At 68.5% G+C, this 21,998-nt stretch carries 19 protein-coding genes; 6 read left to right on the plus strand and 13 right to left on the minus strand.

Translation table 11 applies throughout. The features are described from left to right. Positions 1-116: 116 nt before the first annotated feature. From AC07R7_RS08175 to AC07R7_RS08185, 3 genes are all read left to right on the plus strand, one after another. The gene (locus AC07R7_RS08175; protein WP_494634781.1) at positions 117-2,351 is read left to right on the plus strand and encodes a TonB-dependent receptor; all 2,235 of its coding nucleotides are present in this window, start codon (positions 117-119) and stop codon (positions 2,349-2,351) included. Then, the gene (locus AC07R7_RS08180) at positions 2,351-3,148 is read left to right on the plus strand and encodes a DUF1868 domain-containing protein (protein ID WP_494634782.1); all 798 of its coding nucleotides are present in this window, start codon (positions 2,351-2,353) and stop codon (positions 3,146-3,148) included. The genes AC07R7_RS08175 and AC07R7_RS08180 overlap by 1 nt, the downstream gene beginning before the upstream one ends. Before the next feature lie 128 nt (positions 3,149-3,276). Continuing rightward, a complete protein-coding gene (locus tag AC07R7_RS08185) occupies positions 3,277-4,545 on the plus strand; it encodes an MFS transporter (RefSeq protein WP_494634783.1) in 1,269 nt (422 codons plus the stop codon). 113 nt (positions 4,546-4,658) lie between these two features. Here the strand turns inward: AC07R7_RS08185 and AC07R7_RS08190 are convergent, their stop codons facing one another. Continuing rightward, positions 4,659-7,997 (minus strand): amidohydrolase family protein, encoded by a 3,339-nt coding sequence (locus AC07R7_RS08190; protein ID WP_494634784.1) that lies wholly within the window; start codon positions 7,995-7,997, stop codon positions 4,659-4,661. A 134-nt stretch (positions 7,998-8,131) separates the two neighbouring features. Then, complete coding sequence (locus AC07R7_RS08195) at positions 8,132-10,531, minus strand: hybrid sensor histidine kinase/response regulator (protein WP_494634785.1); 2,400 nt, start codon at positions 10,529-10,531, stop codon at positions 8,132-8,134. Positions 10,532-10,591: 60 nt separating this feature from the next. On the opposite strand from AC07R7_RS08195, the gene AC07R7_RS08200 reads away from it, so the two are divergent. Together AC07R7_RS08200 and AC07R7_RS08205 are read left to right on the plus strand one after the other, a co-directional pair. Beyond that, positions 10,592-11,071 carry a Dps family protein gene (locus tag AC07R7_RS08200; protein WP_492885943.1) on the plus strand — a complete coding sequence of 160 codons (480 nt, stop codon included), beginning with the start codon at positions 10,592-10,594 and terminating at the stop codon, positions 11,069-11,071. Positions 11,072-11,087: 16 nt separating this feature from the next. Continuing rightward, positions 11,088-12,320 carry a cell wall hydrolase gene (locus AC07R7_RS08205; protein ID WP_494634786.1) on the plus strand — a complete coding sequence of 411 codons (1,233 nt, stop codon included), beginning with the start codon at positions 11,088-11,090 and terminating at the stop codon, positions 12,318-12,320. Positions 12,321-12,450: 130 nt separating this feature from the next. Here AC07R7_RS08205 and trxB read toward each other — a convergent pair whose 3' ends face one another. Further along, positions 12,451-13,458, minus strand: coding sequence for a thioredoxin-disulfide reductase (gene trxB, locus AC07R7_RS08210; RefSeq protein ID WP_494634787.1), 1,008 nt, complete (start codon positions 13,456-13,458; stop codon positions 12,451-12,453). Between the two features lie 120 nt (positions 13,459-13,578). Between trxB and pseI the strand changes: the two genes are divergently transcribed. Beyond that, a complete protein-coding gene (gene pseI / locus AC07R7_RS08215) occupies positions 13,579-14,631 on the plus strand; it encodes a pseudaminic acid synthase (protein ID WP_494634788.1) in 1,053 nt (350 codons plus the stop codon). On the opposite strand, the gene AC07R7_RS08220 is transcribed toward pseI, so the two are convergent. The 10 genes from AC07R7_RS08220 to AC07R7_RS08265 all read right to left on the minus strand — a co-directional run bounded on the left by AC07R7_RS08220 (position 14,628) and on the right by AC07R7_RS08265 (position 21,917). After that, positions 14,628-15,482, minus strand: coding sequence for an SDR family NAD(P)-dependent oxidoreductase (locus AC07R7_RS08220; RefSeq protein ID WP_494634789.1), 855 nt, complete (start codon positions 15,480-15,482; stop codon positions 14,628-14,630). The two genes, pseI and AC07R7_RS08220, sit on opposite strands and share 4 nt — an antisense overlap. Positions 15,483-15,533: 51 nt before the next feature. Then, a complete protein-coding gene (gene pseG, locus AC07R7_RS08225) occupies positions 15,534-16,532 on the minus strand; it encodes a UDP-2,4-diacetamido-2,4,6-trideoxy-beta-L-altropyranose hydrolase (protein WP_494634790.1) in 999 nt (332 codons plus the stop codon). A gap of 157 nt (positions 16,533-16,689) precedes the next feature. Beyond that, positions 16,690-16,950: a hypothetical protein gene (locus AC07R7_RS08230; RefSeq protein WP_494634791.1), complete on the minus strand. Its 261-nt coding sequence runs from the start codon at positions 16,948-16,950 to the stop codon at positions 16,690-16,692. A gap of 10 nt (positions 16,951-16,960) precedes the next feature. Next, the gene (locus AC07R7_RS08235) at positions 16,961-18,106 is read right to left on the minus strand and encodes a mitochondrial fission ELM1 family protein (protein WP_494634792.1); all 1,146 of its coding nucleotides are present in this window, start codon (positions 18,104-18,106) and stop codon (positions 16,961-16,963) included. A gap of 188 nt (positions 18,107-18,294) precedes the next feature. Beyond that, positions 18,295-18,768 carry a transcription elongation factor GreA gene (gene greA / locus AC07R7_RS08240; protein WP_492836952.1) on the minus strand — a complete coding sequence of 158 codons (474 nt, stop codon included), beginning with the start codon at positions 18,766-18,768 and terminating at the stop codon, positions 18,295-18,297. Between the two features lie 296 nt (positions 18,769-19,064). Beyond that, positions 19,065-19,415, minus strand: coding sequence for an HVO_A0114 family putative DNA-binding protein (locus tag AC07R7_RS08245; RefSeq protein ID WP_494634793.1), 351 nt, complete (start codon positions 19,413-19,415; stop codon positions 19,065-19,067). Next, positions 19,412-19,696 carry a toxin-antitoxin system TumE family protein gene (locus AC07R7_RS08250; RefSeq protein ID WP_494634794.1) on the minus strand — a complete coding sequence of 95 codons (285 nt, stop codon included), beginning with the start codon at positions 19,694-19,696 and terminating at the stop codon, positions 19,412-19,414. Before AC07R7_RS08250 ends, AC07R7_RS08245 begins: the two co-directional genes overlap by 4 nt. Positions 19,697-19,918: 222 nt before the next feature. Continuing rightward, on the minus strand, positions 19,919-20,191 hold the full coding sequence (locus AC07R7_RS08255; RefSeq protein WP_494634795.1) for a hypothetical protein: 273 nt from the start codon (positions 20,189-20,191) through the stop codon (positions 19,919-19,921). Further along, positions 20,154-20,630, minus strand: a complete 477-nt coding sequence (locus tag AC07R7_RS08260) for a hypothetical protein (protein WP_494634796.1) — start codon at positions 20,628-20,630, stop codon at positions 20,154-20,156. Before AC07R7_RS08260 ends, AC07R7_RS08255 begins: the two co-directional genes overlap by 38 nt. Before the next feature lie 624 nt (positions 20,631-21,254). Continuing rightward, positions 21,255-21,917, minus strand: a complete 663-nt coding sequence (locus AC07R7_RS08265; RefSeq protein ID WP_492836948.1) for a glutathione S-transferase family protein — start codon at positions 21,915-21,917, stop codon at positions 21,255-21,257. Between the last annotated feature and the right edge of the window lie 81 nt (positions 21,918-21,998).

The following is a 21,998-nucleotide window of genomic DNA, read 5'->3' on the forward strand; positions in this document are numbered from 1 at the left end:
GTCACATAATGTACGCATAAAAAGTGCAATAGCGCATCGAACAGGCTCGTTCCAGGTTGCATTGCACCCACGGCGAGTGACTTTAAGCCGCGCCACGGCGCTTCGGGGATTTCGTCATGCGACTACGCATCCGTCTTTGTTCGTCCGCCGCCCTGGCCATCGCCTTGACGAGCGTCGCCCTCGACGCCGCCCACGCCCAGGCGGACGATGCGATCGCCGAGATCATCGTCACCGCCACGCGCCGGCCGGAGAAGCTGCAGGACGTGCCGGTGGCGGTCACCGTCGTCGACGGCGAGCGACTGGCGCGGTCGAACCTCAACAGCCTGCGCGACATCGCCACGATCGTGCCGACCCTGAACTTCCGCACCGCGGCCTCGAACAAGGACCAGGCGCTGTTCATCCGCGGCCTGGGCACGGTCTCTACCTCGCCCGGCGTCGAGCCGACCGTCTCGACCGTGGTCGACGGCGTGGTGCTGGCGCGCCAGGGCCAGGCGACGCTGGACCTGCTGGACGTCGACCACATCGAGGTGCTGCGCGGGCCGCAGGGCACGCTGTTCGGCAAGAACGCCTCGGGCGGGGTGGTCAACATCGTCACCAAGGACCCCGGCCAGGACCTCCACGCCTTTGGCGAGGCCTTCTACGGCACGGGCGGCGACGAGCGGCGGTTCAAGGCCGGCCTTTCGGGCCCGATCGTGGCCGGCAAGCTGGCCGGGTCGCTGAACCTCTTCACCGGCAAGTACGACGGCAACGTCACCAACGTCTTCAACGGCGAGACGGTCAACGGCTACGAGCGGACGGGCGCGCGCGGCAAGCTGGTCTACACGCCGACCCCGGACCTGACCCTGCGCCTGGTCGCCGACTACATGGCCTCGCGCGACACCGCCCCGACCGGCGTGGCGCGGCGGACGTACCTGACCGCCTATCCGACCGGCGTCGTCAGCAACTTCCCGGCCTTCGCCGCCGCGCTGGGCCCCGTCGTCCCCGGCGACGATAACCGCCAGATCAACAGCAACCTCGACACCCACGCCCGCGACTTCAACAGCGGCCTGTCGCTGCAGGCGGACTGGAGCCTCGCCGGTCACACCCTGACCAGCGTCACCGCCTTCCGCCGCTGGGACAACATCCAGTTCCAGGACCAGGACCGCCTGCCCGGCGTGGTCGCGGGCCTGCCGCAACAGCATGATCGCGGCGACCTCGGCTTCGAGCAGCTGTCGCAGGAAATCCGCCTGGCCTCGCCGAAGGGCGGCCTGATCGAGTACGTGGTCGGGGCCTATTTCATGCGCGCGACCGACGACGAGCTCTATCGCCGCGAGACCATCACCCTGACCGGGACCACCCGCGCGGTGTTCAACGGCCTGGCCGACTATGGCGTCACGGACAACAACACCTCGCTGTTCGGCGAGGCGACGATCAACGCCTCCGACCGCCTGCGCCTGATCGCCGGCCTGCGCGGCGTGCGCGACGCGCTGAGCTACCGCTTCCAGCGCGTCTCCTCGTCGCCGACCCCGGTCGCGGGCATCCAGACCAGCTTCGTCAGCGCCGGTTCGACCGACAAGGACGGCTACGCCGCCCGCCTGGGCGCGCGGTATGACCTGACGGGGTCGAGCATGGCCTATGTCACCTATTCGCGCGGCTACAAGGGCCCGGCCTACAACGTCGCCTTCAGCATGCTGCCGCAGGACACCGGGGTCCTGAAGCCCGAGACCAACGACGCCTATGAGGTCGGCTTGAAGTCCCGGCTGTTCGACGGCCGCCTGCAGGCCAACCTGGCCGGCTTCGTCACCGACTTCTCGAACTATCAGGTTAATTTCTACGACCTTTACAACGGCTCGCCCGTCACCCGGCTGATCAACGCCGGCAAGGTCTCGACGCGTGGGGTCGAGGCCGACCTGGCGGCCAAGCCCGTCCGGGGCCTGACCCTGACCGGCGCGGCGGCCTACATCCACGCCCGCATCGACGACTTCAAATGCCCGACCGGGACCGCGGCCTCGTGCCAGGTCAACGGCAAGCCGTTGCCGTTCTCGCCGGACTGGAAGCTGAACGCTCGGGCCGACTACCGCCTGCCGCTGGAGAGCGCCTTCGTCGTCGAGCTGACGACCGAATACAGCTGGCGGAGCAAGACGCAGTACAGCATCAACCAGACCCCCGATACGGTGCAGGACGCCTATGGGATCTGGAACGCCGGCGTGACCGTCACCGCGCCCGGCGACTGGCGCTTCACGCTGCTGGCCAAGAACCTGGCCAACACCCACTATTCGTCGATGATGTCGACCTTCGGCAGCGGCGTGGTGCGCTTCGTGCCGCGCGACGACCGCCGCTACTTCGGCTTCGGCCTGCGCAAGGACTTCTGATGCGGCGGGGCGATCTCCTTTCCGAAGGCCGCCGCGCGCTGTTGCGGGCGGCGGCGGGCGTGGCGGTGGCCGGATCGGCGGCGCGGGCGGGCGCCGCCAGCCGCCCGGCCTATCCGCCGGACGTCTTCAGCAAGTTTCTGCCAGACGGTCGGCCCCTTCGGTTCGCCGGCAACACGATCATCTGCCACCTGGACCAGCAGGGTGAGCGGTCGGCGGCGTTCGACGCCTTCCTGGACATCTATCGCGAGGTCCCGGCCCTGCCGTTCGCCCGCAAGGTCGCGTGGCTGCCGCCGTCCAGCTACCACACCACGATCTTCGGCGGCGCGAACGACCGGCCGCGCCTGAAGGCGAGCTGGCCGGCGGACCTGCCGCTGGACCTGCCGATCGCCGACTGCGACCGGGTGCTGGGCGAGCGGCTGAAAGGGTTCGCGCTGGACCACGCGCCGTCGATCCGCCTGAAGGTCGACCTCGAACAGCTCCAGGATCCGGCGAGGCCGCTGACCCTGCTGCTGCTGCCCGTCGACGCCGCCGAGGAGGCCAGGCTGCGCGGCCTGCGCGACCGCCTGTCCCGCCTCCTGGCCATCCGCTCGCCGAACCACGACGCCTACCGGTTCCACGTCTCGCTGGGCTATCCGATCGCCTGGTTCACGGAAGGCGAGACCAGCCTGTTCCAGGCGATCTGGCGGCGCTGGGTGGGCGCCGTCGCCTCGAAGTCGCCCGTGATCAACCTGGGCGCGCCGGAGTACTGCCTTTTCGACGACATGTTCGCCTTTCATCGCCAATTCTATCTGCGCTAGACCCGCTGGGCCGTACTCAATGCAAATGCGCCAGAGTCCCCTTCTGGCGCGAACCCACCGCCATTTCGCGCCGGGCGTCACCGATTTGCTGTCATTGAACCGTTTCCGTCGCGCCCCATAGACGCGGCATGGCGTCGATCCAGAAGCCCCTTCGAGCGAATGGTCCCGCGAGCGCGGCCCTGCTGCGCTCGGCCTACGGCGCGGGTCACTTCGCCAAGAGCCTGGCCTGGACCTTCACCGATCTGCTGCTGGCCTATTACGCCAATGTGCGGCTGGGACTGTCGGCGGCCGAGACCGGGCTGCTGTTGTTCTTCTCGATGGCCTATGGCGCGGTGCTGGATATCGGCGTCGCCTTCCTGTTGCGACGGGCCGAGGGCAGCCGCCGGCGGATCCTGCTGATCCAGTTCGCCGCCGGTCTGGCCACGGCGACGACGCTGATCATCGTCTTCAGCCCGGTTCACGGCGCCTTGCCTCCGTTCGCCTATCTCATCGTCGCGCTAGGCCTGCTGCGCACGGCCTACGCGGTCTACGATGTCGCCCAGAACGCGCTGGTGTCGCTGCTGCCCAGCGACGGGGCCGACGCGGAGCGGTACGTGGTCTTGCGCCAGGCGCTGAGCGCCCTGGCCCGGCTCTGCGTGGCGGCGCTCTCCTTCCTGGTCGTCGGGCAGGGCGTGCGCGAAGGGCGCGAGATCGTCGTGGTCGGGGCGATCGCGATCCTGATCGCGCTGACGGCCGGATGGATCGTGCGCTGGGCCGGGCCCGCGCCGGTCGTCGCGACGCCGCCGCGCCTCAAGGGCCTGACCACGCCGCGAGGCATAGGCCGGCTGCTGCTGGCCGCGGCCGCCCAGGCGGGACCGCTGAGCATGACCGCGCGCATGGTCACCTTCGTCGAGCGCGACGGGCCTCACGACCACACCGGCGCGGCCCTGCTGTTCGCCCTGGTGCTCGGAAACCTGATCGGCCCGATCGCCGTGGCGCGCTGGCCGTCCCGGGGCGATGTCGGCCCCCAGGCGCTCGGCTTCACCACCCTGGCCCTGATCGCCGGCGCGGTCTTTCTGGCCGATCCCTGGTCGGGGCCGGTGGCCCTGGTCGCCTGCTGCGCGCATGGCGTCGGCCTGGGCGGGGTGATGACACTGTTCTGGCGCGGCATGAGCGCGGCGATCCGCGACCATGCCGAGCAGACTGGCGTGCGCACCGACATGGCCGCCTTCGCCCTGCTGACCGCCACGCTGAAACTGTCCAGCGCCGTCTTCGGCGCCAGCCTTGGCTTGCTGCTCGACGGGTTCAAGGCCGCTGACCCGATGAGCCTGTTGGCGCTGGCGGTGATGACCGCCGCGGGCGGCGTCGGTTTCGTGCTGGCGATCGCGCCGGTCCGGTCCTTCGGCGCGCGCGTCTGACGGTTCAGTATTTCGACATCAAGGACCCGATCGATCGCGAGCGGATCGACGCATGAAAAAGGCGGGCCGCTAAGTGGCCCGCCGGTGTTTCAAGCCGACAGATCCGCGGCTCCTTACCCCACGTCCTCGGTCGTCGACTCCGCGGGCTGGCTGCCGCCATAGGCTTCGCCCGAGCGTTCCCACCAGTAGGGCTGACGCGTGCGCTTGCCCGTGCCGACCTCGTTCAAGGTCGTCGGGTCGTAGAGCCGGCCGCCCAGCATCACGCGGTTGATCTTGTCGCTGTTGCGGATGTCGACCGTGGGGTCGGCGTCCAGGACCAGGAGGTCGGCCAGCTTGCCGGGCTCCAGCGAGCCGACGTCCTTGTCGTAGCCGAGGCTGCGGGCCGAGCTGATGGTGCCGGCCGCCAGGGCCTCCACCGGGGTCCAGCCGCCGCGCACGAACGACCACAGCTCCCAGTGAGGACCCAGGCCCGCCTGCTGGCCGTGGGCGCCGATGGCCACCTGCACGCCGCGATCGGCCAGCTTCTTGGCCTCCCGGGCCGTCGCGCCGTCGACATAGTCCTCTTCCGGCGCGGACGGGCGGCGGACGTTGCGCGCGGCCAGCAGGGCCGGCGGCGCGTGCCTGGACAGCAGCGGGTGCTTCCAGACGTCCATGTGCTGGCGCCAGTAGGGATCGCCGGCCAGGCCGCCATAGGCCACCACCAGGGTCGGGGTGTAGTTGGTCCTGGTCTGCGACCACAGGCTGACGATGTCGTCGTAGAAGTGCTCGACCGGCAGGTTGTGCTCCAGCGTCGAATTGCCGTCCTGCACCAGGCTGACGTCCATGCTGTAGAGCGAGCCGCCCTCCGGCACGACTTCCATCCCCTCCTTCTGGGCGGCGATCACCACCATCTGGCGCTGTTCGCGGCGGGGCTGGTTGTAGTTCTTGACGCTGTGGGCGCCCTGCGACTTCAGTCGGCGGACGTGGGCCAGGGCGTCGTCCAGCGTGTTGATCTCGGCATAGACCTCCGGCGCCTTGGCCCCATAGATGATTTCGCCGGTCGAGAAGGTGCGCGGGGCCAGGATCTTGCCGGCCCGCTGCATCTCGCCGGCCACGAAGATCTCGGCGGCGCGGGCCGACGGATCGTGGATCGTGGTCGAGCCCATGGCCAGGTTGACCATCGACGACCAGTTCTGTTGCGGCACCAGGTCGTCCTCGCCCTGCGGCCCGTGGGCGTGGGCGTCGACCAGGCCCGGGATGATGGTCTTGCCGGCCACGTCGATCAGCTTGGCGTTGGCGGGGATGACCGCGCTGGCCTTGGGGCTGACCGAGACGATGCGGTCGCCGTTGATGACGATGACGCCGTCCTCGATGACGCCGCCATCCTTGCTGGCCATGGTGACGATGCGCGCACCGGTCAGGGCCACCACGCCGGTCGGCTTGTCGGCGGCGACCTCCATCGACAGGGAGAGGCCCGTGGCGACCGGCTTGAACTTGCCAGACTCCTTGGCGCTGTCTTTGGGGGCGTCCTTTGGAGCCTCAACGGCCGGGGCGTTGGCGTACAGCGCCTCGGTGCTGGCCGTGAACAGGGTCGGGCCCATGCTCCAGTGGATCTGGGCCCCGCCGTTCGACCAGTTGATGAAGTCCGCGCCCTCGGCGCTGACCCGGGTGACGGGCAGGGGGCCGCCCTTCTGGTCGACCGAGACGTCCTGCGTTCCCGGCAGCAGCGGCATGACGAAGGCTTCGTAGTTCTGGCGGAAGGCCACGTTCTGGCCGTCGGGCGCGACCTGGTAGTCGTTGACCAGCTCGCCGCTGGCGTGGACGTGCTTGGCCTCGCCGTCGAGGTTGGTGCTGACCAGCTGGCGCTTGCCCTTCTCGGACATCACCATGAAGACGCGGTCGTTGCTGGCCCCGAACTGCGGCTCGGATCCTTCACGGGAGATGCGCACCGGGGTCCCGCCGGTCGCGGCCACGCGATAGACGCCGGGGTTCTGCGACCAGCGCGACGAGGTCAGCCCACCGCTGCGCCGCTGCTCGAACACGATCGTCTTGCCGTCCGGCGAGAACCGCGGGACGCCGAAGTGGCCCGGCTGGCTCATGACGTCCTTGGCCGCGCCGCCGGCGGCCGAGACGGTGCGGATGTGGCCCAGGCCCTGGTCGGTCCAGCCGACGAAGACGATGGTCTTGCCGTCGCGCGACCAGGCGGGGAACAGCTCGAACTCGGCCTCGTCGCCGGTCACCAGCCGGCGTGGAGCGCCACCCGATGTCGGCTTGATCCACAGCTTGCCGAGAGTCTCGAACACCACCGACTTGCCGTCGGGCGAGACGCTGGCCCAGCGCGGCATCTTGGTCTGGAACTTGTCGGGGGCGATCTCGACCTTCGGGTGGATGGCGTCGATAACCACGCGGGTGTCGTCGACCTTGAACGGGATCAGGCTGTTGGCGCCGTCCGCGACGTTGACTCGGCGGATCTTGCCGCCGGCCCAGAACACCACGCTGGCGCCGTCGGGCGTCCAGGCCATGTTCGGATAGACGCCGGTGACCGCCCAGGTCTCCTGCACGTCCTGGTCCAGGGCGTCATAGACCTTCTTCTCCTCGCCCGAGGCCAGGTCCTTCACATAGAGTTTGGACTTGGCGCGCTCACGGCGGACGAAGGCGATCTTCTTGCCGTCCGGCGACGGGGTCGGGCGCACCGAGCCGCCGACGCCCGAGACGACGGTGGTCACCTCGCCGGTCTCCAGGTCGTAGCGCTCGATGTCGAACAGGTCGGTGTTGGAGTCCTGGGCGTATTCGAAGATCGGGCCCGAGGTGACGTTGCGGACGTAGAAGATGCTCTTGCCGTCGGCGGCGTAGATCGGCTCGCCCAGCTCCTTTTGCAGCACCTCGTTCGGACGCTTGACCAGCGGCACGCCGCCGCCGCCCGAGACGTGGTAGATCCACACCTCGCCGGTGCCCAGCGAGCGGCCGGTGGTGAAGTGCTTCTTGGCGACGATGAAGCGGCCGTCCGGGCTCCAGCTGGGCTGGTTCAGCAGGCGGAAGTCTTCCTTGGTCACCTGGCGCTTGTCGCTGCCGTCCAGGTTCATCACCCAGATGTTGTCGCCGCCGCCGCGGTCCGAGGTGAAGGCGATGCGCTTGCCGTCCGGCGAGAAGCGCGGCTGGTGGTCATAGGCCAGGCCCTCGGCGATCCGGGTCGGCGTCCCGCCGGCGATCGGCATCGTGTAGATGTCGCCCAGCAGGTCGAAGGCGATCAGCTTGCCGTCGCGCGAGACGTCGACATTCATCCAGGTGCCGTTGTCGACGGTGATGCGCACTTCGCGGGTGGCCACGCCGGGCGGGGCGTTGACGTTCCACTTCTCGGGCTTGTCCGGCTTTGCAGTATCGGCGGCGGGGGCAGGAGCGGGCGGCGCGGTCTGCGCCAGGGCCGAGCCCGACATCAATAACAAGGCGACCAGCGCCGTCAGCCGACGATCCATTCCCAATACCCCCTCAGACGCAATCCGTACGCGCGGAAGCGGAGCCTAGGGGGGAAGGCGCGCGGAGTCACGGTGGAGGTTGGAAGGTTTGAGCAGGTGGAGATCTCCGAGGGCGGCTGCGCCTTCGAAGCCCCCTAATGCGGCCGCGCCTGGGCCAGCGCCTGCGCTAAACTCTCCAGGGAGAACGGCTTGCTCAGGAAGGGCCAGCCGCCCGCTCGCGCCCGGCCCTCGTCGCTGCCGGTGTAGCCCGAGCACAGCACGACAGGCAGGCCCGGACGGGTGGCGGCCAGCGTCTCGGCCAGGTCGACGCCGCTCATGCCGCCGGGCATGATCACGTCGCTGAGCACCAGCTGGATGCCGTCGTCCTGGGCCAGGCGGGTCAGGGCCTCTTCGACGCCGCCGGCGCGGACCACCGAGTGGCCCAGGTCGCGCAGCATGGTGTCGACAAGCTCGGCGACCTGGGGATCGTCCTCGACCAGCAGCACGCGCGAGGGGACCTGGGCCTGGACGTGGTCCACGGCGGGCGTGGCGTCGGCGACCGGCGCGCCCTCATCGATGGGCAGCAGCAGGGCCACGGTCGCGCCCTGACCGGGCTTGCTTTCGATGTCGACCGAGCCGCCCGACTGCCGCGCGAAGCCGTAGACCTGGGACAGCCCCAGCCCGGTGCCCTCGCCGGGGGCCTTGGTGGTGAAGAACGGCTCGACCGCGCGGGCGATGGTGGCCGCGTCCATGCCCATGCCGGTGTCGCGCACGGCCACGCGCAGGTACTGGCCGGGCTCCAGCTCGCCCTGCTTGCGGGTAAGGGTGACGGGGCGGCTCTCGATGGTGACCTCGCCGCCCGCCGGGGTGGCGTCGCGGGCGTTGACGACCAAGTTCAGCAGGGCCGCCTCGAACTGGCCGGCGTCGATCCTGGCCGAGCGGACACCGCCGCCCAGGCGCAGGTTGAAGGTGTAGGCGTCGCCCAGGGCGCGCTTGAGCAGGCCCTCGGACTCGGCGATCAGCCGGTCGACGCGGCAGACCTCGGGCTTCAGCGGCTGGCGGCGGGCGAAGGCCAGGAGGTGCTGGGTCAGCTTCTCGCCCCGCTTGGCGGCGGCGAGGGCGGCGCCGACCATCCGCGCGCGCCGGCGTTCGTCGTCGGGGTGGCGCTCGACCACGTCCAGGGCCCCGATGATCACGGTCAGCAGGTTGTTGAAGTCGTGGGCCACGCCGCCGGTCAGCTGACCGATGGCTTCCAGCTTCTGCGACTGGAGCAGGGCGGCCTGGGCCGCGTCGCGCTGGGCCACGGCCGCCGCGACGCGCTCCTCCAGAAGCTCGTTGATCCCGGTCAGCTTGGCCTCGGCCTGCTTGGCTTCGGTGGTGTCGAAAGCGATGCCGATGAAGCCGACGAAGTCGCCGCTCGCATCGAAACGCGGTCGCGAGAACGACTTCAGCCAGCGCCATTCGCCGTCGGCCCGGCGATAGCGCCCCTCCAGCTGGAACGGCTTGCGCGAGGCCTCGCCCTGGGCCTGGGCCTTGAGGATGTCGGGCAGGTCGTCGGGATAGAGACGCGTGCGCCAGTCCAGGGTCAGCGCCGCCTCGTAGTCCAGGCCGGCGAACTCGACATAGGTCTTGTTGACGAACTCGCGGACGCCGCCGGGGCGCGTGACCCACATCAGGGCTGGGGCGCTGTCGGCCAGCGTGCGGAAGCGCGCCTCGCTTTCGCGCACGCTCTCCTCGGCGCGGCGGCGGGTGGTGACGTCGAAGTTCAGGCCGATCATGCGGATCGGCTTGCCGTCCTCGTCGCGGACCACCTCGCCGCGGGCATGGATCCAGCGCTCGCCCTGGCTGGTGTCGGCCAGGCGGTACTCGACCTCGTAGTCCCCGAAGTCCTTCAGGGCCCGCCGCACCTGCGCCTGGATCATGGCGCGGTCGTCGGGGTGGATGTAGCGGGGGATGTCGTCCAGGCGGATCACCGCGTCGTCTGGAACGCCCATGCCGCGCCGGGCGGCCAGCGACATGTGGACCGCGCCGGTCAGCAGGTCGTAGTCCCAGGGACCCACGCCCGCCGCGGTCTGGGTGACGCGCAGCCGGGCCTCGGCCTCGGCGCGCTCCTCCCGCGCCTGGGCCAGGCCGCGCATCGCCCCGCGCAGGCCCTCGGCGGCGACCAGCACCATGACCGCGCAGAGCAGGTAGATGACCATGGTGGCCAGCTCGTCCTCGGACATCGGCACGGCGCCCTGGTCGCTCCACAGCCACGCGGCGAAGGCCGCGCCGGCGGCCACCGGGATCAGACCCCAGCGCCAGCCGGCGTACAGCGTCACCAGCATGATCGGCGGAAAGAAGGGCTGGGTGGCGCCGACGCCGCCGTGCAGGCCCAGCAGCGCGATGCGCATCAGCACGGCCATGGTCACGCCGATCAGCGCGGCGACGACACATCGCCACGCCGGCGGTGGAACCGGAGGGATGAGCCAAGCGCTAACTAGAGTATGGATTCGACGGTGCTCGTCGGAAGCCAAGTTCGGGGCGTCTCTCTTCTCCACCTTCGCTCCCCGCAAAGATGTCTTGCCATGAGCATGGACACGCTTACCTAGAGCACGCAACACGGGAGATCAGTGATGGCCGACACCTTGAACACCGGACTGAGCGCCAAGCAGCGCGCCGACATCGCCGCTTCGCTGAACAAGGTCCTGGCCGATAGCTACGCGCTCTATCTGAAGACGCACGGCTATCACTGGAATGTTCGCGGCCCGAACTTCCAGTCCCTGCACGTCCTGCTCGAAGGTCAGTACCAGGAGGAATGGGCGGCGCTGGACGACATCGCCGAACGCATTCGCGCCCTGGGTGAGCTGGCTCCGCAGGGCTACGGCGCGTTCGGCAATCTCTCCAGCATCAAGGACGGCAATCCCGAAAACGAGTGGGAAGCCATGCTGAAGGAGCTTTTGGCCGACAACGAGACGGTGATCCGCACCCTGCGCGACAGCTTCCCGACCGCCGACGACGCCGGCGACGAGGCCACGGCCGACCTCCTGACCCAGCGCCTTCAGGCCCACGAGAAACACGCCTGGATGATCCGCTCCACCCTGGGCGGCAAGTAAGCTGACCGGGGACGGGGTGGGGACCCTGACAGCGCCTCTAGCCTGGAAGGCCGCCGCGACCGGGCTGGTTGTCGGCGGCCTTTCCGCGTGCGCGACCTATTACGTGCCGTCCGGATCCGGGCGCGAGGCCGGCCTGATGCGGGTGACGGGCAGTTTCACCGAGCGCGCGCTGCGCCACTATGTCGCGGACTTCGACCCCGCCATGCTGGCCCTGGCCAAGCGTCATGATCCCCGCCCGCACCAGGACTATTGGGGCCGCGTCGAGGGCTGGGAGGTCATCGATCTGAAGGACATCCCGCGCCTGGGCGACCGGGCTCCGGACTTCGACGAGGCGCGGGTGATCAACGCCCTGCGTCCGGCGGTTCCGGAGGCCCTGGAGGCCGCCAGGCCGTTCGTGCTGACGGGTGGCGCCGAGGCCCGCGCCAAGGCGCTGAACTGCCTGACCCAGGCGGTCTATTACGAGGCCGGGTTCGAGCCGGGCGAGGGCCAGATGGCCGTGGCCCAGACCGTGATCAACCGCATGCGCCACCCGGGCTATCCGAAGTCGATCTGCGGGGTGATCTACGAGGGCGCGGCGCGGGCCACCGGCTGTCAGTTCAGCTTCGCCTGCGACGGCTCGCTGGCGCGCGAGCCCGTCCCCGTGATCTGGGCCAACGCCGAGGCGGTGGCGCGGCGCGCCCTGAAGGGTTTCGTGTTCAAGCCGGTGGGCGTGGCGACGCACTACCACGCCGACTATGTCTCGCCGTACTGGGCGCCGACCCTGGTCAAGCTGAAGCAGTTCGGCCAGCACATCTTCTATCGCTGGACCGGTCCTGCCGGGACGCTGAAGGCCTTCAGCGGCCGCTATTCCGGCAACGAGACGGTCAGCGCCGACATCCTGATGGCCGCCGACCCGCGCACCCTGGAGGCCGCGACGCCCGAGATCCTGGCCGCCCAGAACCCGCCGGCCAGCCCGGTGGCGACGGGCGCCATGGCCCAGATGCTGGGGGTCTCGAACCTGGCCCTGCCCGACGCCAAGCTGGTCAGCGTGCCGGACGAGACCTCGCCGACCGGCGAACGCCTCACGATGCAGGGCACGGTGGCGGGGCGGCGGATCCCGACCGCCGACGAGATCGCCCGGATCAACAAGGCGCTGGAGGCGGTCAGCGAGCCCGCGCCGACGGTGATCGCCGCTCCGCCCGCGCCGCCGCCGCCGCCGCCGCCGAAACCGAAGTCACGGCCGCCGAGTCTGCTCAATCCGCTGAATTAAATCCTCCCCCCAGCGGGGGGGGTGGTCGCGCAGCGACCGGAGGGGGAGGGGGCAAGCTCGCAGGACTTCCCCCTCCGTCGTCTCTACGAGCCGACACCTCCCCCGCTGGGGGGAGGATTTGATAACGCCCTCACCAAACCCCGATCTTGTTCGCCTCTTGATGGCTGATCGGATGGTGCGCCGCCTTGTGGTCTTCCTCGGCTAGGAAGCGGACGGCCTCCAGGGCGGCCATGCAGCCCATGCCGGCCGCGGTCACCGCCTGGCGGTAGACGTCGTCGGTCACGTCGCCGGCGGCGTAGACGCCCTCGATCGCGGTCGAGGCGCTGCCGGGCTTGACCTTCAGATAGCCGCCCGGACCAACCTCCAGCTGGCCGGCGAACAGCTCCGACGACGGCGCGTGGCCGATGGCGATGAACACGCCGTCGGCGGCGATCTCGGTGGTCTCGCCGGTCTTGATGTTCTTCAGGCGCGCGCCGGTGACCCCCATCGGATCGGTCTGGCCAATGACCTCGTCGATGACGCTGTCCCAGACCACCTGGATCTTCGGGTGGGCCAGCAGGCGCTCCTGCAGGATCCTCTCGGCCCGCAGCTCGTCCTTGCGGTGGACCAGGGTGACCTTGCTGGCGAAGCTGGTCAGGAACAGCGCTTCCTCGACGGCCGTATTGCCGCCGCCGACCACGATCACCTCTTTATTCCGATAGAAGAAGCCGTCGCAGGTGGCGCAGGCCGAAACGCCGAAGCCCTGGAACCTGCTCTCGCTTTCCAGGCCCAGCCACTTGGCCTGGGCGCCGGTGGCGATGATGATCGTCTCGGCGATCCAGTCCTGGCCGCTGTCGGTCTTCACCATGAACGGGCGCTTGGACAGGTCCACCGAGGTGACGATGTCGTTGACCAGCTCGGTCCCGACATGCTCGGCCTGGGCGCGCATCTGGTCCATCAGCCAGGGACCCTGGATGACGTCGGCGAAGCCCGGATAGTTCTCGACATCGGTGGTGATGGTCAGCTGGCCGCCGGGCTGGATGCCGGCGATCAGCACGGGCTTCAGCAGCGCGCGGGCGGCATAGATGGCGGCGGTGTAGCCGGCGGGGCCCGAACCAATGATCAGGCAGCGGGTCTGGCGGGGAGCGGTCGTGGACATGGCGGATATCTAGGCGCGATTCCGCTCCGGCGCTACTCGAAGACGCCCCCAGATCGATTGACGCCTCATCCACTTTTGATGGGTTAAACTGGCGGTGACCACGTTCTCGGGTGATCCGCCATGTCCGCCCCCTTCATCGAAATCGCTGGACGCAAGATCGGCGCCGACTATCCGCCGTATGTGATCTGCGAGCTGTCGGGCAATCACAACGGCAGCCTCGAGCGCTGCCTTTCGATGGTCGACGCCGCCGCCGACACCGGCTGCGACGCCATCAAGATCCAGAGCTACACCGCCGACACCATCACGCTGGACGTCGACCGGCCCGAGTTCCGGATCAAGGGCGGCCTGTGGGACGGGCGCACCCTCTACGAACTCTACGCCGAGGCCCACACGCCGTTCGAATGGCACGCGGCCATCTTCGAGCGCGCCCGCCGGCGCGGGGTGACGATCTTCTCCAGCCCGTTCGACGAGACCGCGGTCGATCTGCTCGACGCCCTGGACGCCCCGGCCTTCAAGATCGCCTCGTTCGAGGCCGTCGACCTGCCGCTGATCCGGTACGCCGCGTCCAAGGGCAAGCCGCTGATCATCTCGACCGGCATGGCCAACCTAGCCGAGATGCGCACGGCGCTGGACACCGCTTTGGGCGCCGGGGCGGCGGGGGTGCTGCTGCTGCACTGCGTGTCGAGCTATCCGGCCACGTTCGCCGACGCCAATGTTCGGACCGTCCCCGACATGGCCGCCCGCTTCGGCTGCCCGATCGGCCTGTCGGACCACACGCCGGGCACGGCGGCCTCGGTGGCGGCAGTGTCGCTGGGCGCCTGCGTGATCGAGAAGCACTTCACCCTGGCCCGCGCCGACGGCGGACCGGACGCCGCCTTCAGCCTGGAGCCCGCCGAGTTCAAGGCCCTGGTCGATGACACCCGGAACGCCTGGGCCGCGCTGGGCGTGGCGCACTACGACGTGCTGGGCGCCGAGCAGGGTAGCCTGCTCTTCCGCCGCTCGCTCTACGTCACCGCCGATGTGAAAGCCGGCGAACCGCTCTCCCGCGCCAACATCCGCTCGGTTCGCCCCGGCAACGGCCTGCCGCCCGCCGAACTGGACAACGTCCTGGGCAAGACCGCCACCCGCGACATCGCGCGCGGCGAGCCGCTGGACTGGTCGATGGTGGGTTAGATCAGCCCCAGCCTCTTGCCCGTGATCCGGTCCAGGGTCCGCTTGGGCAGGATCTCGGTCATCAGCACCTGCATCGGCGATGGCGAGACGACGTAGCGGACCTTGGGCCGCGCGGTCGTCAGCGCCGTGTGGATGGCCTCGCCGATCGTCTCGGGCGGCAGGCCGGACTTGCCGATCGACAGCATGTAGCCGCGCAGCCGCTCCAGGGCCGGGGCGTAGACGGTGTTGGCGTAGCGGGTGGTGTCGGTCTCGTCCGCCTTGTCCCAGATCGGGGTGGCGACTGCGCCCGGGGCGACGACCACGACGTCGACGCCGAAGGGCAGGAGCTCGCGGCGCAGGGATTCCGACAGGCCTTCCAGCCCGAACTTGCTGGTGCAGTAGGGGGCCATGAACGGATTGGCGTTGCGGCCGCCGACCGAGGAGATGTTGACGATGCGGCCAGGATCCTTGGCCGGCTGCGCGCCGCCGGCCCCGAGCAGGGGCGCGAAGGCCTGGGTGACAGTGACCACCCCGGTCAGGTTGACCTCCAGCTGCTGGCGCCATTCGTCGATCGGCAGGTACAGCAGCGGGCCGGCCACGGCGATGCCGGCGTTGTTGACCAGGCCCGCCAGGGTCGCGCCGGCCAGAGCCCTCTCGACCTGGCGCGCGCCGGCGCGGACGCCCGGACCATCGGTGACGTCGAACACCAGGGGCGTGAAGGCGTCGCCGAACTCAGCCTGCAGCCGGTTGGCGTCGGCCTGTTTCCGGACGCTGCCAAAGACGTGAAAGCCCTTGCTGATCAGCACCTTGACGGCTCCCCAGCCGATGCCGGTCGATACGCCGGTGATCACCACCGATTTCTTCTGCGCCATGTCGCCCCTCCGTTGGTTACGGCCAAGATAGGGGGAGTTGAACGCCGTTCGCTAGAGGGCGGGTTTCGCGAGCGCGCAAGTCAGGAAGGCCTCGGCCGTCCGATCCGCGCCCATCCCGTCGCACACGGCGGCGCTGGCGAGCGACAGGGCCGCGCGTTTGTCGGCGTCGGCCAGCAGGGTCCGCGCCGCGTCGACGAAGGCGGCGTCGAAGTCCGGCGCCTCGACCGCCAGGCAGGTCGTGACGCCGGCCGCCTCCAGCGCGCGGGCCGCGGCGACCTGGTTGTCGGCCAGGATCAGGGTCAGGGTTGGCAGGGCCAGGACGCAGCGCTCCCAGGTCGTCGAGCCGCCGGCGCCGATGGCCAGATCGGCGGCCAGGATCAGCTCGGGCATGCGCGGGGTGTCGACGTGCAGCGCCAGGCGCGGGTCGTCGGCGGCCAGGGCCCGCAGGGCCGGTAGGCTGGACGCGCCGCCGCCCAGGACGATGTCCAGCGTCACCGCGCCGACGATCGGGCGCAGCAGGTCGACGACGCGGCCGGTGATTCCGCCGACATCGGTCAGGCCCAGGGAGACCAGGATCCGGCCCACCGGCGCACGCTGGGCGCGGCGGGCCAGGGCGGCCTCTCGCAGCGCCGCGAAGGCCGGGCGGACGGGGGCGTAGCCGGGGCCGAGCAGTAGCCTGGCGGTCGGCGGGATCAGGCCGGCATAGTCCCGCGCCGTCCGCGCCGGGCCGGAGTCCAGGACCAGATCGGCGGCCAGCGGCCGGTCGGCCAGGTCGTCGATGACCAGGGTCGGGCGGCCCTTGGCCACCGCGCGGTGGTCGTCGGCGGTCAGGGCGTAGCTGTCGAAGACCAGGGCGTCGAAGCCGTCATCGGTCTTGGCTCGGGCCATGTCCGGCGCGAAGGCGTCCAGCACCGTGGCGACCTCGGGCGAGGCCAGGAAGGCGCAGGTCGCGCCGCGCGCTTCGAGGGCCCGCGCCAGGGTCAGGGACCGCATCACGTGGCCGCCGCCGACGCTGGGGCCGGCCGCGCAGACGAAGAGGATGCGGGTCACGGCGTTGACCGCCGACCGTAGGACAGCGCGGGCTCTATCACGCCCGGTCGCGCTGCTTCTTCTCGCGATTGTAGTCACGCATGAAGAACCAGTGAACGCCAAACGCCGAGGCGATGAACACGAGGCAGATCAGCATTGATTGAAAGATGGGGGCCATTCAGTCCTCCACGCGAAAAAGAATGTAGTGCAAGGCTCCTTGCAGGGCAACGAAGGCCAACAATGCTCCGGCCACCAGCAGCAGATTGGAATGGCCGGAAACCAAAGGTTGAAGGAGCGACGAGCCCAGAAACGCGATGGCCGTTGCATTGCAGGTCGCCGCCAGCGCCTTGCGCTGTTCGTTTCGCGCCGCCTTGCCTGGGCGGGATATCGGCGGCTCAATCATCGCGCGAACATAAAGCGAACATTCGCGCGCTCGCAAGCGGCAAAAATCAGGCTTTCGCTTTTGTCGCGCGAGGCTTCCGCGGCTTCGGCGCGGGTTTCTCGGCGGGCGTTTCCGCGACCGTCTCGACCGTCTTCGCCCGAGGCTTCCGCTTCGGCTTGGGAGCCTCCTCGACGACCGCGACCTCGACCTGCGGCTCCGGGATCTCCACCCCGATCCGGCTCAGCACTTCGCGCGCGGCGCGGTCGGTCTCGTTGACCGGCGCATAGGTCCAGCCGTGGAACGCGCCGCCGTAAGGCCGCGCCGCGCCCTGGCTTTCCAGCTCCTCGTGGAACATGCGGAACTTCAGGCTGGAGCCGTCCATCTTCAGCACGAACACCGGCTTGCCGGTCGAGGCCGCCTCGGTGGCCATGTTGGTCGAGTCCTCGGTGACGAGGATGTAGTCGGCGGCGGCCAGGAAGGCGAAATAGGGGTTCGGACCTTCCCCATCCCAGATCACGCCCGGCAGGTGGCGCAGGCGCGCGGTCATCAGGGCGCGGGCCGGCTCGGGCGTGCGCCGCGAGAAGGTCATCAGCAGCGAGCCGCCCTCCTGCTCCAGCGGGATCTGGATCGAATGGGCGATCTGGGCCGCGCGCTCGCTGGAGAGGTCGAAGGCCTTGGACTTGCCGCCGATCAGCACCGCCACGCGCGGCCGGGGCAGGGGATCGATGACCTCGGCGAAGGCCGCGTATTCGGTCTCGAGCCGCTTGGGCGTCACGCGATGCGGCGAGCCGGTGATCGGCAGGATGTTGTCGCCGGTCAGGCGGTCGTGCTTGGGCGGGATCACCAGGTCGAACATGGTGGCGGGCACGCGCGGGTCCTGGATCTGGACCACGAAGGTCTTGCCGCCGGACCAGCGCTTGGCGCGGATGGAGAGCGGCAGGGTGGCGCGGCCGGCGGCGATCCACAGGTCGGGCCAGTCGTCATCCTTGTTCCGGGGGATGCCGCTTTCTGGCGTCAGCCAGCGCTTGGGCAAGAGGTTCAGCCACCACGGCAGGCGGCCGATGGCGCCAGTCCAGCCCACGCGCTTGACGGTGACCTCGCAAGGGACCAGACGCGCGATCGCCTCCGACAGGCCCACGACCTGGGCCTCGATGCCGGCGCGGCCGTCGGACACGGCCCACACTTTCAAGGGAGGTTTCGGCGTTTCGGCCAAGTGGCGTCCCCGGGAACACGCAAACGAAACGAGGCCGCTCCAAGAGCGCGATAGCCGAAAGTGGCGGCCGGTTTCGGCGGCCATCGCGCTCTCAACTAACAGAACTCGGGCCTGCCATACGGCAGGCCCGTTGGGCAGCCTCGCTTCATTGTACTCGATTTATGGCGCGGCTGGGGCGGCGAACCGCCTTACAGCCACTCCACCTTGAGGATCTCGTAGGCCTTGGTGCCGCCGGGCGTGTTGACCTCGACCACCTCGCCGACTTCCTTGCCGATCATCGCGCGCGACAGCGGCGACGACACCGAGATCCGGCCCGACTTCACGTCGGCCTCGTGCTCGCCGACGATCTGGTAGCGGGCCTCGTCCTCGGTGTCCTCGTCGACCACCGACACGGTGGCGCCGAACTTCACCTGCTTTCCCGACAGTTTCGACACGTCGATCACCTGAGCGCGCGCGATCTTGTCCTCGATCTCGGCGATCTGGCCTTCGATCCAGCCCTGACGCTCCTTTGCCGCGTGATACTCGGCGTTTTCCGACAGGTCGCCATGCGAGCGCGCCTCTGCGATCGCGGCGATCACGGACGGTCGTTCGATGGTCTTCAAACGCTTCAGTTCTTCGTCGAGGGTTTGATACCCACCGACGGTCATCGGCACTTTTTCCATTGCGGATTTTAGCTCGGACGCCTTTGGGAGGAAATTCTTCCGGTCGAGGGCGCTCACAACCGGGGGCTGGGAGGATAGGCAGCCAGATCGGTAGACGCAAGGGGGGCGGCCAGCTTGGGGGCAACGACCGGTTTGGCTACGGATGTCAGCCAGAGAAATTGGCGAGGGTGTTTCGTCTTCTCGATCATCGCGTCCCCCGGGATGTGAGCCCCTATACCGATAGTAGGCGCTTGCGACGATGTTGACGTCTGTCGGGAGTTTCGACTTCAAGTGCGGAACGCCCCCGACCTGCTCGACTACGCGGCCGATGGCGTCTGCATCCAGAAGTCGACGTGGATCCGATCGTAGGGAAACACGATGCCGCCGTCGGCAGACTTCTCGACCAGGCCGGCGAGGATCAGCGCTCCGACGTCGGTGTGAACCGCCTTCACGTCGCGGCCGACCAATTCGGCCAGCCGGCGATAGGTCAGACCGCCCTGCCCGCACATGGCCTGCAGCAACTCCCAGCGCTTCTTCGTCATGGTCGACCACAGGACGTCCAGAGACTCGAACGTGATGTGCGCGCCCTGCTGCTCGCCGCCCAGGGCGGCCAGAGCGCGGCTGTTGATTTTCTCTCTGCCCCCGATCGAGAGCGTGACGGTGTTCATTTTGACCTCCACTGATCGACGTCGGCCCAGAATTCATTGAGCAGCTGGGCGGGGCTCGTGAACGTGACGCTGACTTCGCCGGTCGGCAGGTGCTTGTGGTCGCCCTTGCCGGCCTCGTCGTCATAGCGGACGACCGATTGGCCGTTCTCGACCAGGACGAACGAGTATTTCAGATCGTGGCTAGAGCCGCGCACCGGCGCCGGAACCCTCCACACCTTCAGCACGACGAAGGCCGTCGGGCTGAGGATCTGGCGTTCGTCGAGAAGGAGCGCCGCGTTCATGTTGTTGTAGATAACAACGCGCTGTCGCGTTGTCAATCACTACAACAGACGACGGGTGCCGGGGGCGACGGAAAGCTAGCCCTGCCAACAGCCGATCGGCCGCCAGCAGAGCTAGCTGAATTGTTTTCGATGTCCGTCGCATTGCAGACGTGCATCGCTGCAAAATTGCAGCCGTGCAGCGCCGCCGGTCCGCAGTTCGATCTCCGCCTCGGCTCGCGCCTCCTATCCGTGCCACTTCAGGATCAAGATCACGATCGTGGCGATCGTGCTCAAGCCGCCGGCAGTTTGTTTCGTGAGTTTCGGCAAACACTCGAAAAAGAGTTCACGTCTTGCCCACTTGTTCGCTTCATCCGCCTCACGGTTCTTGAGGCGCCAATCATATTCCTCCCAAAACTCTTGCCGATAGTCTTCGGGGTAACCCGTCCGATCCATCCACTTCTCAATCCAGAAGGGACGCTCAGGCGGGCGCGAAGGCCATGGGTTGGTTGGCTTCATCGTTTTTCTCCGGGGTGCCGGAGAGTCGGTAGTGGTCCGCCGTCTTCTCGAATGCCTGTGCGCCCGACGTCTCCAGCGAATAAAGGAAACGACGGCGGCCACCTTGCACAGGCCGAGGGGGAGTCTCGCTCTTGCTCACGAGGCCAAGTTCCTCGAGGCGGGCGAGAGATTTCGAAACCTGTCCGATCGTGACGTGCGATCGGCCAGGAGTGAGGTCGCCGATCATCCGCGCGAGAACACCCGGAAACGCATCGTCCGGATTTTCCCGCAGCACTTTGACCAGGTCGAACTGGAACCTCGTCAGCAGTGGCGCGTCGCGATCAGCGGCGGGGGGGGTGTCGGTGCCGCCGGTCGATTTGGCCGGGGAACTCGTCCCTCCGCCAAAATCGGGCGAGCGAAGCGCCCGCCGGAGCACGTTTCCAAAGTGATTACGATCCATGTGAAGAACATCCTTCTTCGGCTCACAGCCCGGACCATTCCGGGCGTGGCACCATTACGCACACGGCTAGTGTCAATGTGCAAGTAAATAGTTGCAACTAAATCTTAGATTGTATTTACAGGCCGCTTCGAAATCGGCATTGTCGCGACGCGCAGCCCTGCAACTTGCAATCCTGCAAGATTGCAGGAAAAAAGCCCTCACTTCGGCTGATCTGCCTTCCCCGGCGGTCGACCAGCTTGTCTCGGCGAAATTTGCTGCTTTCCCATCGGAGAGCCCTGCGGCATAGGCAGGTGGCAAAGCGCCAGACATGCGAAAGCAGCGCCTCCGGGGCCACCGGGTCGCTGCGGGTTGAAGCAGTGGGTCTGGGTTCGAGAACGGGCCTGGATAGCTTGTCGACCGGCAGGCCGACGCCTTTCCTCTTCCTTCTCTAAAAACGTCAGTCAGGGATTCACGCCCCTGGGGGAAATCACATTAGGTCGTGTCGGCTTCACCCTTGAGGGCCGCCAGACCCCTGGCGGTTTTTTCCGGGCGCGATGAAAGGGGGAGCCGGGGATTGGGGTGACAGGGCACTCTATCCCGGCCCACGGCCTGCGCCCCGCCCCGCCCCGCCCCGCCCCTCCCCATTCACGCGTAGGCGTAGGGCCCGCCCTTCTCCAGGGCCCTTTGATAAGCGGGGCGGGCGTGGATCTTGGCCAGGAAGGCCTTCACGTGCGGGCGGTCGCCCGCCCCGGCCCGCGCCGCGCCGGCCTCCAGCGGGAAGCTCATCATGATGTCGGCGGCGGTGAACTCGGCGCCGGCGAACCAGGGCGTCTTGGTCAGCTCGGCCTCCCAGTAGTCGACATGCGCCTTGAGCTGCGGGTCGACGAAGCCCTGCTGGGCCTTGCTGGCGATCGACCTGACCAGGCCCTTCAGCAGGCCTGGCGCGCGCTCCGGCAGGGCGGTGAAGACCAGCTTCAGCAGCAGGGGCGTCATGGCCGAGCCCTCGGCGTAGTGCAGCCAGTAGGTATAGCGCAGCCGCTCGGGACCGCCGGCGGCCGGGATCAGGCGGCCCTGGCCGTAGGTCTCGATGATGTACTCCACGATCGCCCCGGTCTCGGCGATCGTCTTGCCGTCGTCGGTGATGACCGGCGACTTGCCCAGCGGGTGGATCGCCCGCAGCTCCGGCGGCGCCAGCATGGTCTTGGCGTCGCGCTCGTAGCGCTTGACCTCGTACGGAACACCCAGCTCCTCGAGCAGCCAGAGCACGCGCTGGCTGCGCGAATTGTTGAGGTGATGGACGACGAGCATCGGGCGCTTCCCCATTATGGATAACGTGGCGGGCGAACGATGGTCGCGCGTTCAGCGTTCGGCAAGGTTTAGCTCCTCTTC

This window comes from Caulobacter sp. GW821-FHT05F04, from assembly GCF_059419665.1.

Excerpts from the sequence above, each read along its gene's own strand:
- AC07R7_RS08220 (WP_494634789.1), bottom strand. The coding sequence starts at position 15,482 with ATGGCGCAGAAGAAATCGGTGGTGATCACCGGCGTATCGACCGGCATC.
- AC07R7_RS08250 (WP_494634794.1), bottom strand. The coding sequence starts at position 19,696 with ATGAACGCGGCGCTCCTTCTCGACGAACGCCAGATCCTCAGCCCGACG.
- AC07R7_RS08200 (WP_492885943.1), top strand. The coding sequence starts at position 10,592 with ATGGCCGACACCTTGAACACCGGACTGAGCGCCAAGCAGCGCGCCGAC.
- AC07R7_RS08245 (WP_494634793.1), bottom strand. The coding sequence starts at position 19,415 with ATGAACACCGTCACGCTCTCGATCGGGGGCAGAGAGAAAATCAACAGC.
- AC07R7_RS08175 (WP_494634781.1), top strand. The coding sequence starts at position 117 with ATGCGACTACGCATCCGTCTTTGTTCGTCCGCCGCCCTGGCCATCGCC.
- AC07R7_RS08255 (WP_494634795.1), bottom strand. The coding sequence starts at position 20,191 with ATGAAGCCAACCAACCCATGGCCTTCGCGCCCGCCTGAGCGTCCCTTC.
- AC07R7_RS08265 (WP_492836948.1), bottom strand. The coding sequence starts at position 21,917 with ATGCTCGTCGTCCATCACCTCAACAATTCGCGCAGCCAGCGCGTGCTC.
- AC07R7_RS08185 (WP_494634783.1), top strand. The coding sequence starts at position 3,277 with ATGGCGTCGATCCAGAAGCCCCTTCGAGCGAATGGTCCCGCGAGCGCG.
- AC07R7_RS08190 (WP_494634784.1), bottom strand. The coding sequence starts at position 7,997 with ATGGATCGTCGGCTGACGGCGCTGGTCGCCTTGTTATTGATGTCGGGC.
- pseI (WP_494634788.1), top strand. The coding sequence starts at position 13,579 with ATGTCCGCCCCCTTCATCGAAATCGCTGGACGCAAGATCGGCGCCGAC.
- trxB (WP_494634787.1), bottom strand. The coding sequence starts at position 13,458 with ATGTCCACGACCGCTCCCCGCCAGACCCGCTGCCTGATCATTGGTTCG.
- AC07R7_RS08180 (WP_494634782.1), top strand. The coding sequence starts at position 2,351 with ATGCGGCGGGGCGATCTCCTTTCCGAAGGCCGCCGCGCGCTGTTGCGG.
- AC07R7_RS08260 (WP_494634796.1), bottom strand. The coding sequence starts at position 20,630 with ATGGATCGTAATCACTTTGGAAACGTGCTCCGGCGGGCGCTTCGCTCG.
- greA (WP_492836952.1), bottom strand. The coding sequence starts at position 18,768 with ATGGAAAAAGTGCCGATGACCGTCGGTGGGTATCAAACCCTCGACGAA.